This is a genomic window from Mobilicoccus caccae, assembly GCF_030161635.1.
GTDB lineage: Bacteria > Actinomycetota > Actinomycetes > Actinomycetales > Dermatophilaceae > Mobilicoccus > Mobilicoccus caccae.
In genome coordinates this window covers 361,966-376,484 of the sequence record NZ_BSUO01000001.1, presented here as the reverse complement: position 1 = coordinate 376,484, position 14,519 = coordinate 361,966, and the positions used below count along the sequence as shown (strand labels likewise).

At 70.7% G+C, this 14,519-nt stretch carries 18 protein-coding genes, 1 tRNA gene and 1 pseudogene; 9 read left to right on the top strand and 11 right to left on the bottom strand.

Going from position 1 to position 14,519, the window contains the following annotated elements; translation table 11 throughout:
• Window positions 1-45: 45 nt before the first annotated feature.
• On the top strand, window positions 46-594 hold the full coding sequence (locus QQK49_RS01980; RefSeq protein ID WP_284302427.1) for an inorganic diphosphatase: 549 nt from the start codon (window positions 46-48) through the stop codon (window positions 592-594).
• A gap of 70 nt (window positions 595-664) precedes the next feature.
• Here the strand turns inward: QQK49_RS01980 and cutA are convergent, their stop codons facing one another.
• From cutA to QQK49_RS01965, 3 genes are all read right to left on the bottom strand, one after another.
• Complete coding sequence (cutA, locus tag QQK49_RS01975; RefSeq protein ID WP_284302426.1) at window positions 665-988, bottom strand: divalent-cation tolerance protein CutA; 324 nt, start codon at window positions 986-988, stop codon at window positions 665-667.
• A 319-nt stretch (window positions 989-1,307) separates the two neighbouring features.
• A complete protein-coding gene (locus QQK49_RS01970; RefSeq protein ID WP_284302425.1) occupies window positions 1,308-1,577 on the bottom strand; it encodes a hypothetical protein in 270 nt (89 codons plus the stop codon).
• 5 nt (window positions 1,578-1,582) lie between these two features.
• Window positions 1,583-1,813: a hypothetical protein gene (locus tag QQK49_RS01965; protein WP_284302424.1), complete on the bottom strand. Its 231-nt coding sequence runs from the start codon at window positions 1,811-1,813 to the stop codon at window positions 1,583-1,585.
• A 201-nt stretch (window positions 1,814-2,014) separates the two neighbouring features.
• Here QQK49_RS01965 and QQK49_RS01960 point away from each other — a divergent pair, with 201 nt between their 5' ends.
• From QQK49_RS01960 to QQK49_RS01950, 3 genes are all read left to right on the top strand, one after another.
• The gene (locus QQK49_RS01960) at window positions 2,015-2,626 is read left to right on the top strand and encodes an aspartate/glutamate racemase family protein (protein ID WP_348536052.1); all 612 of its coding nucleotides are present in this window, start codon (window positions 2,015-2,017) and stop codon (window positions 2,624-2,626) included.
• A 1,351-nt stretch (window positions 2,627-3,977) separates the two neighbouring features.
• Window positions 3,978-4,466, top strand: coding sequence for a hypothetical protein (locus tag QQK49_RS01955; RefSeq protein ID WP_284302423.1), 489 nt, complete (start codon window positions 3,978-3,980; stop codon window positions 4,464-4,466).
• A 4-nt stretch (window positions 4,467-4,470) separates the two neighbouring features.
• Entirely contained in the window at window positions 4,471-4,602 is a 132-nt protein-coding gene (locus QQK49_RS01950) for a hypothetical protein (protein WP_284302422.1), read from the top strand.
• Between the two features lie 237 nt (window positions 4,603-4,839).
• Here QQK49_RS01950 and QQK49_RS01945 read toward each other — a convergent pair.
• The 6 genes and pseudogenes from QQK49_RS01945 to QQK49_RS01920 form a co-directional block, all read right to left on the bottom strand.
• Window positions 4,840-4,913 (bottom strand) — tRNA-Thr (locus tag QQK49_RS01945).
• Window positions 4,914-5,046: 133 nt separating this feature from the next.
• Window positions 5,047-5,706, bottom strand: a complete 660-nt coding sequence (locus QQK49_RS01940) for an alpha/beta hydrolase (RefSeq protein ID WP_284302421.1) — start codon at window positions 5,704-5,706, stop codon at window positions 5,047-5,049.
• On the bottom strand, window positions 5,652-6,563 hold the full coding sequence (locus QQK49_RS01935; protein ID WP_284302420.1) for an alpha/beta fold hydrolase: 912 nt from the start codon (window positions 6,561-6,563) through the stop codon (window positions 5,652-5,654). The genes QQK49_RS01940 and QQK49_RS01935 overlap by 55 nt, the downstream gene beginning before the upstream one ends.
• Window positions 6,564-6,732: 169 nt before the next feature.
• A complete protein-coding gene (locus QQK49_RS01930) occupies window positions 6,733-7,875 on the bottom strand; it encodes a DNA polymerase III subunit delta' (RefSeq protein WP_284302419.1) in 1,143 nt (380 codons plus the stop codon).
• Window positions 7,872-8,491, bottom strand: a pseudogene (gene tmk, locus QQK49_RS01925) (dTMP kinase). The gene QQK49_RS01930 and the pseudogene tmk overlap by 4 nt, the downstream one beginning before the upstream one ends.
• A 9-nt stretch (window positions 8,492-8,500) precedes the next feature.
• Entirely contained in the window at window positions 8,501-9,373 is an 873-nt protein-coding gene (locus tag QQK49_RS01920) for a CDP-alcohol phosphatidyltransferase family protein (RefSeq protein WP_284302418.1), read from the bottom strand.
• 597 nt (window positions 9,374-9,970) lie between these two features.
• Here QQK49_RS01920 and QQK49_RS22530 point away from each other — a divergent pair.
• Genes QQK49_RS22530 through QQK49_RS01895 form a run of 5 tightly spaced genes read left to right on the top strand, consistent with a single transcriptional unit; the run spans window position 9,971 to window position 13,596 of the window.
• Entirely contained in the window at window positions 9,971-10,396 is a 426-nt protein-coding gene (locus QQK49_RS22530) for an MDR/zinc-dependent alcohol dehydrogenase-like family protein (protein ID WP_348536051.1), read from the top strand.
• Window positions 10,397-10,447: 51 nt separating this feature from the next.
• Window positions 10,448-10,828 (top strand): 6-pyruvoyl trahydropterin synthase family protein, encoded by a 381-nt coding sequence (locus tag QQK49_RS01910; RefSeq protein ID WP_284302417.1) that lies wholly within the window; start codon window positions 10,448-10,450, stop codon window positions 10,826-10,828.
• Window positions 10,825-11,850: a glycosyltransferase family 4 protein gene (locus tag QQK49_RS01905; protein WP_284302416.1), complete on the top strand. Its 1,026-nt coding sequence runs from the start codon at window positions 10,825-10,827 to the stop codon at window positions 11,848-11,850. Before QQK49_RS01910 ends, QQK49_RS01905 begins: the two co-directional genes overlap by 4 nt.
• Window positions 11,851-11,860: 10 nt before the next feature.
• The gene (locus QQK49_RS01900) at window positions 11,861-12,688 is read left to right on the top strand and encodes a class I SAM-dependent methyltransferase (RefSeq protein WP_284302415.1); all 828 of its coding nucleotides are present in this window, start codon (window positions 11,861-11,863) and stop codon (window positions 12,686-12,688) included.
• On the top strand, window positions 12,685-13,596 hold the full coding sequence (locus QQK49_RS01895) for a lysylphosphatidylglycerol synthase transmembrane domain-containing protein (RefSeq protein WP_284302414.1): 912 nt from the start codon (window positions 12,685-12,687) through the stop codon (window positions 13,594-13,596). The genes QQK49_RS01900 and QQK49_RS01895 overlap by 4 nt, the downstream gene beginning before the upstream one ends.
• Here QQK49_RS01895 and QQK49_RS01890 read toward each other — a convergent pair.
• Window positions 13,520-14,209, bottom strand: coding sequence for a RibD family protein (locus QQK49_RS01890; protein ID WP_284302413.1), 690 nt, complete (start codon window positions 14,207-14,209; stop codon window positions 13,520-13,522). The two genes, QQK49_RS01895 and QQK49_RS01890, sit on opposite strands and share 77 nt — an antisense overlap.
• 88 nt (window positions 14,210-14,297) lie before the next feature.
• Window positions 14,298-14,489 carry a YjfB family protein gene (locus QQK49_RS01885; RefSeq protein WP_284302412.1) on the bottom strand — a complete coding sequence of 64 codons (192 nt, stop codon included), beginning with the start codon at window positions 14,487-14,489 and terminating at the stop codon, window positions 14,298-14,300.
• Window positions 14,490-14,519 lie beyond the last annotated feature (30 nt).

Sequence of the window (14,519 nt, the reverse complement as noted above, 5' to 3'; positions counted from 1 at the left end):
TGCTGTCCGCTGAGAATACGTCGCCACCTCAGGAGGGTTTCCCAGATGACCGGCCACGAGGCTGCCTCGCCCAAGTTCTTCGACGTCACCGTCGAGATCCCCAAGGGCCAGCGGAACAAGTACGAGGTGGATCACGAGACGGGCCGTATCCGTCTCGACCGCATGCTCTTCACCTCCACCCAGTACCCGAGCGACTACGGCTACATCGAGGACACCCTCGGCGAGGACGGCGACCCCCTCGACGCCCTGGTCCTGCTCGACTCCCCCACGTTCCCGGGTGTGCTCATCGAGTGCCGCGCCATCGGCATGTTCCACATGCGTGACGAGGCCGGTGGCGACGACAAGATCCTCTGCGTGCCCGCCAAGGACCCGCGCATCGTCCACATCCAGACCCTCGAGGACGTCAGCGAATTCGACCGTCTGGAGATCCAGCACTTCTTCGAGACGTACAAGGACCTCGAGCCCGGCAAGTCCGTGGTCGGCGCCCACTGGGCCGGCAAGGAGACCGCCGAGCGCATCATCGACGAGGCCGTCCAGCGCGCGAAGGACAACAACGTCACCACGAGCCGCTGGCCCAGCCCCCACGCCCACTGAGATCCACCTCGAACGCCACGAGAGGGCGAGACGAGTAGCCCGCGCTACCGTCTCGCCCTCTCCTGGCGTCTCAGTCGGTTCGGGTCTCGGTGGCGATCCACTCGAGGTAGTCGGGTAGGCCTCCGACCAGCGGCAACGCCATGACGCAGGGCACGTCGTAGGAGTGCAGCTCGGTGACGCGGGTGGCGATGTCGGCGACGAGGTCGGCGCGGGTGTGCAGCGCCAGGCGCGCCTCGGGGGCGTCCTCGATCTGCCCCTGCCAGCGATAGACCGAGCGGATCTCGGGGAGGATGTGGGCGCACGCGGCCCACCGCTCCTCGACGAGAACCCGGGCGAGGTCGGCCGCCCACTCCGCATCCGGTCCGGTGATGACGACTTCGACGCAATCGGCCACGGCGGGCTCCTGGGGGGTTCGTGTTCGAGGTGTCCCAGGTCAGCCTGTCAGAGATCGGGCGAGGTGACACCCCGACGGAGGGAACGCCACCCGGTGGATCATCGGCACCCGTCGCCGACGACGTCGGCCAGCCGGTGTTCGAACGCCGAGGTCCACTGTGCGGTGTGGGGTTCGGCGCCTCCATGCCTGACACGGACTGCCACCGGCACGCGACGCTCCACGCAGAGTAGGCGTAGTTCGACCCCGTGAGCGCCCTGAACCGGACGGCACTCACGGCGCAGGCCGAGGCCCCCAGCTGTCCTGGCCCGGATCGGCAGCCTCAGGCGACCTTCGACGCATACCTCTGGCGGGCTGCCTCGCCGCTCGTGCCGACGAACGTCCCGATGGCGGACCACGACATACCGGACTCCCGCGCCCGTCGGACCGCAGCGATGAGGTGGCGCTCTGCCTGGGAGCGCTCGGCGATCGCGGAGCGAAGCAGCATCACGGCACCGACGTCGAGCTCGTCGGCGTCGCTCGGCTCGTACTCCTCGAAGCGGGCCGCCAACTCGTCGGCGTGAGCGAGGATCTCTTCGACTGTGCGGGGCATGGTCATCACCTGAGGAACTTCTCTCGAGCACGCATCGCGTGGACGATGACGTGCGCCTGCTCTCCTTCGACGTATCCGACTTCCACGAAGATTGCGGTCCGGTCCGGACCGACGATCATCGTGAAGTTGTCGCCCAGGTCCCAGACCCGAACAGGGTTGCGATACGCATGCAAGATGTCCCTCTCCGCTACTCCATGCTTCAGCGCACTCGGCGCGACGACCGGCTCATCCAGCATCGATCAAAGTTAACTTGCAATGCGCTGGCCGGTCAATGACATGCCCCGGGGCCGACGCAGAAGACGGGCTCGGCGAGCACCGGCACTGTCCTCTAGCGTCTCGTGCATGCGGCGTATCGGGTTGCTCGGTGGCATGAGCTGGCAGTCGACGATGGAGTACTACCGGCTCATCAACGAGGCGACGGCGAGTCGGCTCGGGGGTTGCATTCCGCCGACATCGTCATGGTGTCGGTCGACTTCGCCCAGATCGAGGCGCTGCAGGCGAGCGGACGCTGGGACGAGGCGGGACGCCGCCTGGCGCAGGAGGCGCGGGCCCTCGAACGTGCGGGCGCGGACCTGATCGTGTTGTGCACGAACACCATGCACAAGGTCGCCTCGGACATCGAGTCCGCCGTGTCGGTGCCGCTCCTACATCTGGCCGACGCGACCGCGCGGAAGGTCTCCGACGCCGGGTCGAGGACCATCGGGCTGCTCGGCACCGCCTTCACGATGGAGCAGGACTTCTACCGGCAGCGTCTCGAGCGTCACGGCCTCGAGGTTCTCGTCCCCGAACCCGCCGGGCGCGCCGACGTCCACCGCGTCATCTACGACGAACTGTGCCACGGCGTCATCCGCGAGGAGTCTCGTACCCGATACCTCGAGGTCGTCGCGGACCTCATCCAGGCGGGCGCCCAAGGGATCATCCTCGGCTGCACCGAGATCGAACTGCTCCTCGACCCGGACCACACCCCAGAGGTCGACGTTCCCCTGTTCCCCACCTCACGGATCCACGCACTCGCCGCCGTCGACGCAGCCCTCGCCGGATCCGCCTGATTCGGACAGAATCCACAGCATCCTCGGCACATCAGGGACCCGAAGCCCGAGGGTCGATCAGTGCCGCGTGGAGCCCGAGCCGCCTCCCGCCGGCTCGGCAGAGCGGTGCGGCGCTCGCCCTGCCACGAGCCCCCTCAGCCACAGCACCTCGGACGTAGCGCAGTTTCGACGGTGTGACCGGAGCGCCTTTCGGGGCGACAACCGGTTGACCTGCAGCGATACCAGATGTCGACGACGGTCGGGTGCCGCGAGTACGTCGATACTTGCGTTACCTCTCGGGCAAGGCCGGGTTCCGCGTGCCCCCAGGGCCACCACATCCACGCGCAGGGCCACGGCGAGGATGATCGACTCGAACAGAAAGCCCCCGGTCGGTGACCGGGGGCCTGCTCTGAGCCGCTTGTCGAAATCGAACCGACGACCCATTCATTACGAGGGTTGTCGGAAGCAATCTGCACCCACCACAGTCCGCCTCCCCCGTAGCAGCCGTACGAACATGGCGCCGCGGCCAGCGACCGGTCTGGCAACCTGGTCGCCAAGGCGATGACGCGGTGTTCCGAGTTCCCCGGGTGGGCGTCTCGCGCGCGGCCGTGGCCTCCAGCACCGCCGTGAGCGCGCTGGCGTGCACACCTGCCCTCCCCTGGGGGCCCTCGTCGATTGCCACGGTGAGCTCAGGGGGCCAACACGAGTCGATACGTCAGACGAGGAGATCGTCGCCCCATGGCCAGCTCATGCAGAAGGCGATCCAACAGGGCCAAGATGACGGGTCGATAACGGTCTGAATGCGAATTGGTGGCACCCCTACCCACACTGTGTCGAGATACCCCTATAATTGGGGATGAGCCCAGTCACCGCTTGTGCGCGAAGGCATCTCTATGATTGCCACTAGGGTCCGCCTGCTCGGTCGAAGCCTGACGGTGGTCGGCGCATTGGCCCTTGCAAGCTGCACGCAATCGAACCCTTCTCTCGAACCGGCTCGTTCGACGATTCCACCCGTCGGCCAAGCGGGCCCCATCGAGCCGCCACCGCCCACACTCCCCACGGACCTCCCGAGCGACGTGTCCCCGCGGGTGGCGATGGCGGCTCATTTCGCCTACTGGGCCGTTCTCGGGGTACAGGAGGCCGCCTGCCCTGACGAGGCAAATTCGTGCATCGAGACGTTCCAGTCGTTAGCTCTCACGGAGAGAGTGACCCCACCCCGTGAGCTTGTTGCAGTGGACGGGATTCAAACCGACGCGAATGGCACGCGAACAACATTCACGATCACATCAGGCAACCCTAAACAACAGCTGCTCGTCGTGGGCGTAGATTCCACGAACACCGTCACTTCTGCACACCTCACAGAGAGACCGTCATGAGACGAATTCGCCCGATCGTCATCGCCGCCTCGGCATTGATTCTCGCCATGCCCCCGGCAATTGTTTACGCATCAACAAGCGACCCTACGAATGATCCGCCCGCCGACGAAATCATCGCAGATGATTTGCAGAAAACTATGGAGGACATTACTCCAGGAAGCGAGAAGGAAGTTGCCGCAGTTCCGCGGCAGAGCGCCGAACTGACACAATCCTACGGTATCGTTACGGGACGGGCGGACGGCTTCCGCACAGGTGACGCGTTCGTCTCTGTAGTTCAGACGGACCCTGCACGGAACCGGCTCATCGTGGGAATCGACGGGGCAGGCAAGGAGGCCGCGCAGGTCGCGAAAGCCGTTCGCCAATCCCTCAAGGAGGCCAGGCTGAATGGCAGAGTCAAGTTGAAGTTCTCTAAGGGGGCCGCTGCCGCAGCGGACTCTGCGGCCACCGAGTCATCATCGCCCCTTCTTCGGGGGGATCCACTCTGAGCACGTGCACGGCCGGTGGATTCAGAAGGCGATGGGGCACGAGTCGATCACGACGACCCCACGCACCTACGCCCACCTGTACGACGACGAGCTCGACACCGTCGCCGCCCTGGATCGCATCGGCGGACAGGCATGACAACCATGGCCGTCGCGGTCGGGGAATCCTCGGCACAGCCGACCTCCATCCTCGGTACCCGGCCCGGACGAAGATGGAGGGACAGTCCGCACACATACGGCCAGGATGCGTCCACCAAGCCAATGTCGGCCTCCCGCAGCGGCTTGGGGTCGGGGCTAGCTGCAACCTCCCCTGCACACCGCGACAACCTCCTGAGCAGCAGAAACGCCCCCGACCGGAGATCGGAGGCGTCATCTGAGCCGCTTGTCGGAATCGAACCGACGACCTATTCATTACGAGTGAATCGCTCTGGCCGACTGAGCTAAAGCGGCGTCGCCCCGCGCAGCGGGACTCACCGAGGATAGCAAAGCCCCTGCGCCTGCCAAAAACCCGCGCCCACCTGCGGCGGTACGCGCATCGATCCCACCTGTCGCGCCCACCGGCGACGGGGGTGTCAGCGGCGCCTCAGCACGAGAGTCCGTCCTTGGGCGCCTCGCCCTTGGAGAAGAAGGTGTCGACGGCCTTGTCGACGCAGTCGTTGCTGCGCATGTAGGCGGTGTGTCCGTCGCCGTCGAAGGTGATGAGGCGTCCGTCCTCCAACTGACCGGCGAGCTTCTGCGCCCACTCGTACGGCGTCGCCGGGTCGCGGGTCGTGCCGATGACGACGATCGGTCCACTGCCCGGAGCCTGGATCTCGGCCGGTTTGCTGTCGGACCTGACCGGCCACTCCTCGCACGTCACACCGGACTGGGCCATCGACTCACCCCACGTGGGCGAGGCCTTCTCGAACTTCTCCAGCCGCGCCTTCAGCTCGGCCTCGCTCGGCTTCTCGGCCGGCCGATCCAGGCAGTTGACCGCCGAGATCACCTGCATGATGTTGCCGTGATAGTTGCCCGACTCGTCGCGGTCGGCGTACTCGCGGGCCAGCTGGAACAACTGCGACCCGTCACCCTTCTGCGCCGCCCGTACCGCGTCGGTGAGTCCGTCCCAAGAGCTCTGGTCGTACATGGCCCGCGCGAATCCGGTGCCCGCCCACCCCTCGGTGAGTTCGGTGACGCGGGCGTCGTCGGTCACCGGCAGCGGCTTCTTGTCGATGCTCTCGAGCAGATCCCGCATCTGCTGCATGCCCTTGTCGACGTCCTTGCCCAGCGGGCAGTCCCCTCGGACACGCACGCCTGCACGTAGGCCCGCGTCGCGGTCTCGAACCCGACGGCCTGACCCAGGTTGAGTTCGTCGTTGGACAGCTCCGGCGCGATCGCCCCGTCGAGCACCAACCGCCCCGCACGCTGCGGGAACAGCTCGGCGTACGTGGCGCCGAGGAACGTGCCGTAGGACTTGCCGAGGTAGGTCAGCTTCTCCTCGCCGAGCGCCCCCCGCATGACGTCCATGTCCTTGGCCGCCTCGACCGTCGACAGGTGCGGCAACAGATCGGGGTGCTTCTGCTGGCAGGCCTGGCCGAACTCCCGCGCGACCGTGCGGGCCTTGTCGGCCTCCTGCTGATCGTCCGGCGTGGGATCGAGGGAGAGCATCTCGTCCATCCGCTCCTCCCCGAAGCACTCGATCGGGTTCGACTCCCCCACCCCACGCGGGTCGAGACCGATGACGTCGAAGCTCCGGCGGATGGACGGGGAGACCACCAGGTCGGCCGCCCGGGCGTACTCCACGGCGGAACCACCGGGGCCACCGGGGTTGACCAGCAAGGATCCCTGCGACTTGCCCGTCGCCGCCACCTTGAGTGCCCGCAACTTGATGGTCTCGCCGTCGGGCTCGTCGTAGTCCACCGGCACCTCGACCCAGGCACACTCGGCCTTCGCCTCACCGGCGGGGCCACAGCCCTCCCAGCTCAACTTCTGGGAGTAGAACTTCGACAGAGCCTCCTGCCCGGCGGGTGGTGCCGTGGCCGGCGCAGTTCCGCTCGCGCCACCCTCGGCGGGCGCCTGCACGGAGCAGCCCCCGACGACGATCATCGTCGCCAACGTCATCGCGACGGCCGTGCGGGAACGACGCCTCCCAGCCTGGACACGACCCACATCGATCCCTTCCTGTGTGACTCCATGCAGTGCGCGCACGCGATGCGGCGCCTCGGCACTCACCGTACCTGCGCGACCGGGCGGTCGCTCCCGGCGCGCGCGCCCGTATTCAGGACGAGACTCAGCGACGCTGCAGCCGTAGCGACACCGCCATCGCCTCCAGCGCCAGCAGGAGTGGGACGTTGGCCTCGATGCGGGTGCGCGCCGTGCCGATCGCCGTCATCGCGGCCAGGAGGTCGTCGGCGCTCATGGCTCGGGCGAGCGCGTCGACCTCGGCGCGGGCGTCCTCGTTGACGAGCTCGACGCGGGCGCCGAACCGCACCACGAGCGCGTCTCGGTAGACCGACAGCAGGTCGATGAGGGCGCGGTCGACCACGTCGCGGGCGAACCGGGTGGCCCGCGTCTTCTGCTCCTTCTCCAACGTGGCGATCTGCGCGCGCACGTGCGGCGGCTGGGTGCGCGCGCCCGCGTCGGCGCCGAGGGTCTCCAGCAGCCGGGCCCGCTCGGCGGCGTCCCGTTCGCTGGAGGAGGCGCCGGACTCCTCGGTCGCGATCGCCGCGAGATCGGCGGCGGCTCCGATGGCGTCGGGCACCGAACGGATGCGGCCGGTCATCTGCACGACCTCGCGACGCCTACGCCGGGCGTCGTCGTCGCGCGCGAGTCGCCGGGCGAGGCCGATGTGGCTCTGCGCGGCACGGGCGGCGTACATCGCCATCGCCGGGTCGACGCCGTCGCGCCGCACGAGGAGGTCGGCGACGGCCTTGGCAGGCGGAGTACGCAGGCGCACGTGGCGGCTGCGGCTGCGGATGGTGACGATGACGTCCTCGTGGGAGGGCGCGCACAGCACCCACACGGTGCGCTCGGAGGGCTCTTCGAGGGCCTTGAGCAGCGCGTCCGCGGCGCGCTCGGTGAGCCGGTCGGCGTCTTCGACGATGACGACGCGGTACCGCCCGACCGAGGGGCGGTGTGCCGCCTCGACGACCAACTCGCGGGCGTCCTCGACGCGGATCGAGAGACCCTCGGTGGCGACGACCGTGACGTCGGCGTGGGTGCCGTCCAGGCTCGTCGTGCACTCACGGCACGTGCCGCAGCCGTGATCGGGGCAGTTGAGGGCCGCGGCGAACGCCCGCGCCGCCGTCGACCGGCCCGAGCCGGGCGGCCCGGTGAGCAACCAGGCGTGCGTCATCGAGGCGGGGTCGCGGACCGCGCGGTCGAGAGTGGTGACCGTCTGGTTCTGTCCGACCAGGTCGTCCCAGACGCTCACGGCCTCACCCCCGCCGGGAGCACGGCCTCCACGCGCCCGGCGATCTGCGACGCGAGATCGGCCTTCGCTGATGACGCGTCGAGCACGAGGTAACGCTCGGGAGCAGCCTCCGCCAGGTCGAGGAAGTGGCGGCGCACCCGCTCGTGGAACGCCTCGGCCTCGGTCTCCATGCGGTCCGCCGCTCGGCCGCTGCGCCGTCTGCGCCCCGTCTGCGGGCTGACGTCGAGCAGCACCGTGAGGTCGGGCACCAGCCCCCGGTGGCCCAGGCCGACAGCGAGGCCACCTCGGCGGCGTCCAGATCACGCCCGGCCCCCTGGTAGGCGACGGAGGAGTCGACGTACCGGTCGGTGAGGACCACGGCGCCACGCTCCAGCGCCGGGCGGATGAGGGTGTCGACGTGGTGGGCCCGGTCGGCCGCGAAGAGCAACGCCTCGGCACGGGGGCCCACCTGCGCGCCGTGCAGCAGTTGCTCGCGGATGACGGCACCGAGCTCGGTACCACCTGGCTCGCGCGTGGTCACCACCTCGTGGCCACGCTCACGCAACCGGGCCGCCAGCCTCGCCACCTGCGTGGACTTGCCGGCCCCGTCTCCGCCCTCGAACGCGATGAACACCACGGCCGCAGCCTAGGCGACGACACCGACAGTCGTTCGTCGCTCCGAGACGACCCGCCCCTCTCGCCGAGACCGCCGCCTCTCACCGGCGGTTGCGGCGCGAGAGGAGTCGTCGTCGCGATGCCGGCGGAGCCATGCGGCCCACTCGCCCCGCTCGGCCCACCCGCCCCGCGTCGACCCTGCCTGCCGAGCCACGCGACGCTCCAGGAGCCAGATGTCGCGCCCGAACGACCCGGCGAGGGCGATCGCACCTCCGATGACGAGGCCGCGCGCGATCGGCAGGGGCACCACGGGCGCCAGTGCCACGGACAGGACCACGCCCTGCAGACCGGCGACAGCCCTGCGCCGCCTGCTCGGCGGCAACTCCCCCGCCCAGGCCGGGCGGAGGAGAGATCCGGCCACGAACACGTACCGCGCGGCCCCGATGCCCGCGGCCCACGGGGTGACGACGCGCGTCGCGACGGTCGAGAGCATGAACAGGGCGGCGGCGTCGGTCTGCATGTCGAGGCGGGCACCGGCCGGGCTATCGGTGCCGGTCGCCCGCGCCACCGGGCCGTCGACCGCGTCCAGGGCCAGCGCCGGGATCGCGAAACCCGCGACGGCCCAGGTCCGCAGCCCCTCGCTCGCGGTGGGGGGCGCCAGCGCGGCCGCGCACGCACATCCGGCGAGCCCGGCCCGCACGAACGTGATGGCATCGGCGGGTGAACTCCCGGGCGCTGCACGGCGACTCACCGAGAGAGCCACGATTGACGGCACCACCGCGCCCACCACGGCACCGAGCACCCGACGGCCCGGACCGGCCACACCGGCCCCGGCCACCGCGATCGCGGCCGTCAGGGGCGCGAACTCGCGGGGCCGCCAGCGACCGGCGAGAATCCGTTTCATGTGGAGCCGATCCTATTGGACCCTTCCCGGCGGCCGGGGCGAGCTCCGTGAGGAGTCGGTCGGTGATCCCGGTCCCGGTCAGGCGCGTGTACGCACCCTGCGTTCGGGGATCAGCAGAGGCACCGAGTCCCTGGTGCATCTGGGGCGGGTACCCGCGCCGGTGCGCGACCTCATGCGCGCCCCGTTCCAGCGCGGCGACCTCCCCGGCGAGGTCTGTTACGGCTACCTGTCGGTCGGTGAGGTCGAGGCGGTCGGACCGGCCGCCGACGACGACGGACAGGGCTCGAACCCCGCCGATCTCCTCGGACGTCGCGTGTTCTGCCTCTACCCGCACGTCGACCGGTACGTCGTCGACACGGGCGCCCTGACCCCGATCCCCGACGAGGTCCCCACCGACCGCGCGGTGCTCGCCGGCGCCGTCGAGACCGCGGTCAACGCCCTGTGGGACGCGGGTCCGCGGCTCGGTGACCGCATCGCCGTGGTCGGGGGCGGCATGATCGGCGCCTCGGTCGCCATCCTGCTGCGCAGCTTCCCCTCGACCGGCTCCACCTCCTGGACCCCGACCCGGCCGTCGGCGAACTCGCCGCGCGTCTGGGGGTGGCGTGGGTCGATCCGGAGCGCACCGACCAGGGCGATCTCGGCGGCTGCGATCTGGTGTTCCACTGCTCGTCCACCCAGGCCGGGCTCGCCCGCTCCCTCGAACTCCTCGGCGACGAGGGCGAGGTCATCGAGATGTCCTGGTACGGCACGTCCGACCCGCAGGTCCCGCTCGGCCTGGACTTCCACGCGCGGCGTCTGCGGATCCGCTCGAGCCAGGTCGGCATGGTCAGCGACGCCCGCCGGGTGCGTCGGACCTTCGGCGACCGCATGGCCCTCGCGCTGCGGTGCCTGGCCGATCCTGCCTTCGACGCCCTGCTGACGGGTCCTGTCCCGTTCGCGGAGCTCCCGGCCACCATGGATGACATCGCGCACGGACGACTGCGCGCGATCTGCCACGTCGTCGACCACACCACGACAGACTGAGCCCACTGCCCGCATCACCCCCGCAGCCATCCCAGCGCCCGAGGAGATCCGTTGTTCCGCCTCACGGTTCGTGACCACCTGATGATCGCCCACAGCCTGCCCGACCCGTTCTTCGGTCCGGCCCAGCAGATGCACGGCGCCACGCTCGTGGTCGAGGCCACCTGGAGCCGCGCCGAACTCGACGAGCACGGCGTCGTCCTCGACATCGGCGCCGCCGGTGGAGCCCTGGCCGAGGTGATCGCCGACCTCACGTATCGCAACCTCGACGAACACCCCGCCTTCGCCGGCCGCTTCTCGACGACGGAGGTGATCGCCCGGCACATCGCCGACGAACTCGCCGAGCGGGTCACCGACGAGGGCCTGACGACGCTCGAGGTGGTGTTGCGCGAACACCCGGACGCCTGGGCCTCCTACACCCGCGACCTGCGGTGACGACGTTCATCTCCCCCGCGTCCGAGGTCGTCAGCGGGGGGCACGTGTACAACCGGGCGGTGCTCGAGGCGCGCTCGGGGGACTCAGGGGAGGCCGCCGACCACGTGCGACTGCCCGGCGACTGGCCGGACGGACCCGGCACGGCCACCACGCTGGCGAGTGCCCTGGCCGGGTGTGCCTCCGCGGTGGTCGACGGGCTCGCGGGAGCCGCCCACCCCGAGGTGCTGGACGCGGCCGAACGCGCCGGCACGCGCATCACCCTCCTCATCCACCTGCCCCTGCCCGACGAGACCGGTCTGTCACCCGCCCGCCGGGAGGACCTGGCGCGTCGCGAACGCGCAGCCGTCCTCGCCTGCTCGCGCGTGGTGGCCACGAGCCGCACCGCCGCGGCCGACCTCGCGCAGCGCTACGGCCGCGAGGACGTCATCGTGGCCGCGCCGGGCGCCCGGCCGGCCCCCGAGTCGAACGGCAGCACCCCGCCGCTGGTCCTGTGCCTGGCCGCGATCGTGCCGCGCAAGAACCACCGGGTGCTCGCCGAGGCGTTGGGGCTGATGGGCCACCGGTCGTGGACCGCGGTGTTCGCCGGCCCCGACGGTGACCACGACACCGTCGCCGACGTCGAATCCGCCCTGGTCACCGCCGGTGTCGCCGACCGCGTGAGCCGGCCGGGTGAGGTCGGCGGCGCCGCGCTGGAGGAGCTGTGGGACTCCGCCGACGTGCTCGTCCTGCCGTCCCTGGCCGAGACGTACGGGCTCGTCGTCACCGAGGCGCTGGCCCGGGGCGTCCCCGTGGTCGTCGCCGCCGGCACCGGCGCGGTCGAGGCGCTCGGCGACGGACCGGGCCCCGACCCGGGGATCGCCGTCGACGCGAGGGATCCGCGGGCCCTGGCCCTCGCGCTGGACACGGTCCTGTCGGACCCGACCTGGAAGACCCTCGCCCTGCGCCGACGGCCCCACCTGCGAGGCTGGACCACCCCCGCCGAGATCCTCTTCGGCCCGACGCCCTCCCGCCACCACCCCTGACGGAGCTTCCATGAGTCACCACGAGCCTTCCGCCCTGCCCCGCCCGATCGCCGCCGACTGGCTGACCCTGCGCCGACCGGCCGACGAAGCGGCCCGGGAGGGCACCCAGCGGCTCGGATCCCGGCTGTGGCGCGCGCTGCAGGAACGCCCGGAGGCACGCCCCGGCAGGCCCGTGCACGTCATCGACCTCGGCGCAGGCACCGGCGCCAACCAGGCATGGCTGGCCCAGCGGCTCCCGTTCCCTACGCGGTGGACACTGCTCGACCACGACCCCGACCTGCTGCACCACCCCGAGACCGCGGCCCAGGGAAACCGCGTCCACGGGGGGATCGAAGACCTGCCCGACCTCCTCACCGACGCCGACGGGACGACCGTCCTCACCTGCTCCGCGCTCCTGGACCTGCTCACCCCGGCCCAACTCGACGACCTGGCGCGCGTCATCGTCGACCGGTCGGTGCCCGCGCTGTTCAGCCTCACCGTCGACGGGACGGTCACCCTCGCCCCCGCCGACGAGGACGACGAGACCATCGGCGCCGCGTTCGAGGCGCACCAGCAGCGGGAGGACATCGCGGGATCGACGGCGGCCGCCCACCTCGCGGGGCGGTTGCGTGAGGCCGGCGCCGAGGTCGTCGAGGCCGCGACGCCGTGGCGGCTCACCACGAGCGACGCCGACCTGATCGAGCGCTATTTGACCGACCGGGTCGCGGCCGCCGTCGAGCAGGAGCCGACGCTCGCCGAGCGGGGTCGGCGGTGGCTCGAGCGCCGCCTCGACCAGTGTCGCGAGGGCAGGCTCGCCGTCGTCGTCGGCCACGTCGATCTGCTCGTCCTCCCGCGGTGAACGGCCCGGGACGGCGACGTCCCTGGCTCGTCGCACTGCAGATCGCCGTGGCGATCGGTGTGCTCGCCTGGCTGATCCGGCTGTTCGGCACGGGAGCCGCCACCGCCGCCGGCGCGGTCCTTCACCCCGGGACCGTCGCGGGTGCCGTGGCGCTCGGTCTCGTGGGTGGCCTCGCGCAGGGGCTGCGCTGGCGTGCGGTGGCCGCCGGGCTCGGCGACCGCATGAGCCGCACCGAGGCGATCTCCCGGTGCCTGGAGGCCGCGTTCCTCAACGCCGTGCTGCCCGGTGGCCTCGCCGGCGATGCGCTGCGCGCGTTCCGCCGGGGTCGGGCCCGCGACGACTGGGGCACGGGGATCGGCTCGGTGGTCGGTGAACGGCTGTGCGGCACAGCGGTGGTCACGCTCGCCGCCGCAGGATCGGTCGCGAGCCTCGGACGCGCCGACCTCGCCGCCGCCCTGCTCGTCATCACCCTGATCGTCGCCGGCGTGGCCGGGTACTCGATGCGGGCCCTGCCCGCCACCGCCGTGGTGGCCTGCGTGGCGTGGTCGATCGTCGGCTGGCTCGCCTACCTCGGCCTCTTCGCGCTCGCCGCAGGCGGACTCGCCGCCGCCGGGGTGAGCCCGCCCCTCCCGCCGCTGCAGACGGTCGTCGTCGGGTCGCTGGTCCTCGCGGGCATGTCGATCCCCCTCAACGTCGGCGGGTGGGGCCCGCGGGAGGGTGTCGCCGTCCTCGCCTACGGACTGGCCGGACTCGACGGATCGGCCGGGTTCACGACCTCGGTCGCCTACGGCCTGCTGGCCCTGGCCTCGGTGCTGCCCGGCGCGCTGGTGCTCATCGCAGGACGAGTTCGGTACAGACGTCCTCACCGAGGATCAGCCGGCGCGACGGACCCCGCAGCGCATCGCTGAGCGCGTCCGCGCCCGTGAACCGAAGTCCCGGAACGCCGTCGCCGATGAGCAGCGGCGCCGTCGTTACGTAGAGCCGATCGATCAGACCTGCCTCGACGAAGGCCGACACCAGCCTGCCGCCGCCCTCGACGAGGATCCGGCGCAACCCCCGCTCGGAGAGTTCGGCGACGACGTCGGCCGGCGCCAGCGCGGCGTCGACCTCCATCCGCAGCACGTCCACGTGGGACGGGAGTCCGCGCGGCACCTCGGCGCGGCGGCCCACGATCCACAGGGTCGGCGCATCGTCGCTGGTCAACAGGTGCGCAGTAGCGGGTACTCGGCCTCGCGGATCGAGGATCACGCGCGTCGGGCGGGGGCCGCGCAGCGGGACGTGACGGACGGTGAGGCGGCAGTCGTCCGCGATGACCGTGGTCGCGCCGACGACCACGGCGTCGACCAGGGACCGCAGGATGTGCAGATGACGGTGATCGCCCTCACCGGTGACGAACTCGGCATCGCCGGTGCGGCTCGCGATGAACCCGTCCAGGCTCTGCCCGAGTTGCGCGATGACCAACGGCTCGGCGTGCGCGATCTGCGCGTAGAAATCGTCCAGGCCATCGGCGTCGTTGCTCACCCGGACGACGCTATCCGACGCGCTCGTGCCCGGCACTCCGCGGGCGCTGTGTGCCGGGAGGCCGACCCCTCTGCTCTCCGGGCCGAGGTCAGGCGTAGGTGTTGACGTTGCGGCCGAGGTTGCCGTCGGTGGCGAGCGGCAGCGTCATGGTCTCCAGCAGCTGCGAGGCGGCCGCCTTCTGGGTGTCCATCGTCTTCTTCAGCATCGACACCTGGGCGTCCTGGTACGCCGCAGCCGTCCTCGAACTGAGGATCGTCTGGGCGAGCGCGGCGACATCCATGTCGTGACCTTCCGTCATCCGGTGGCAGGG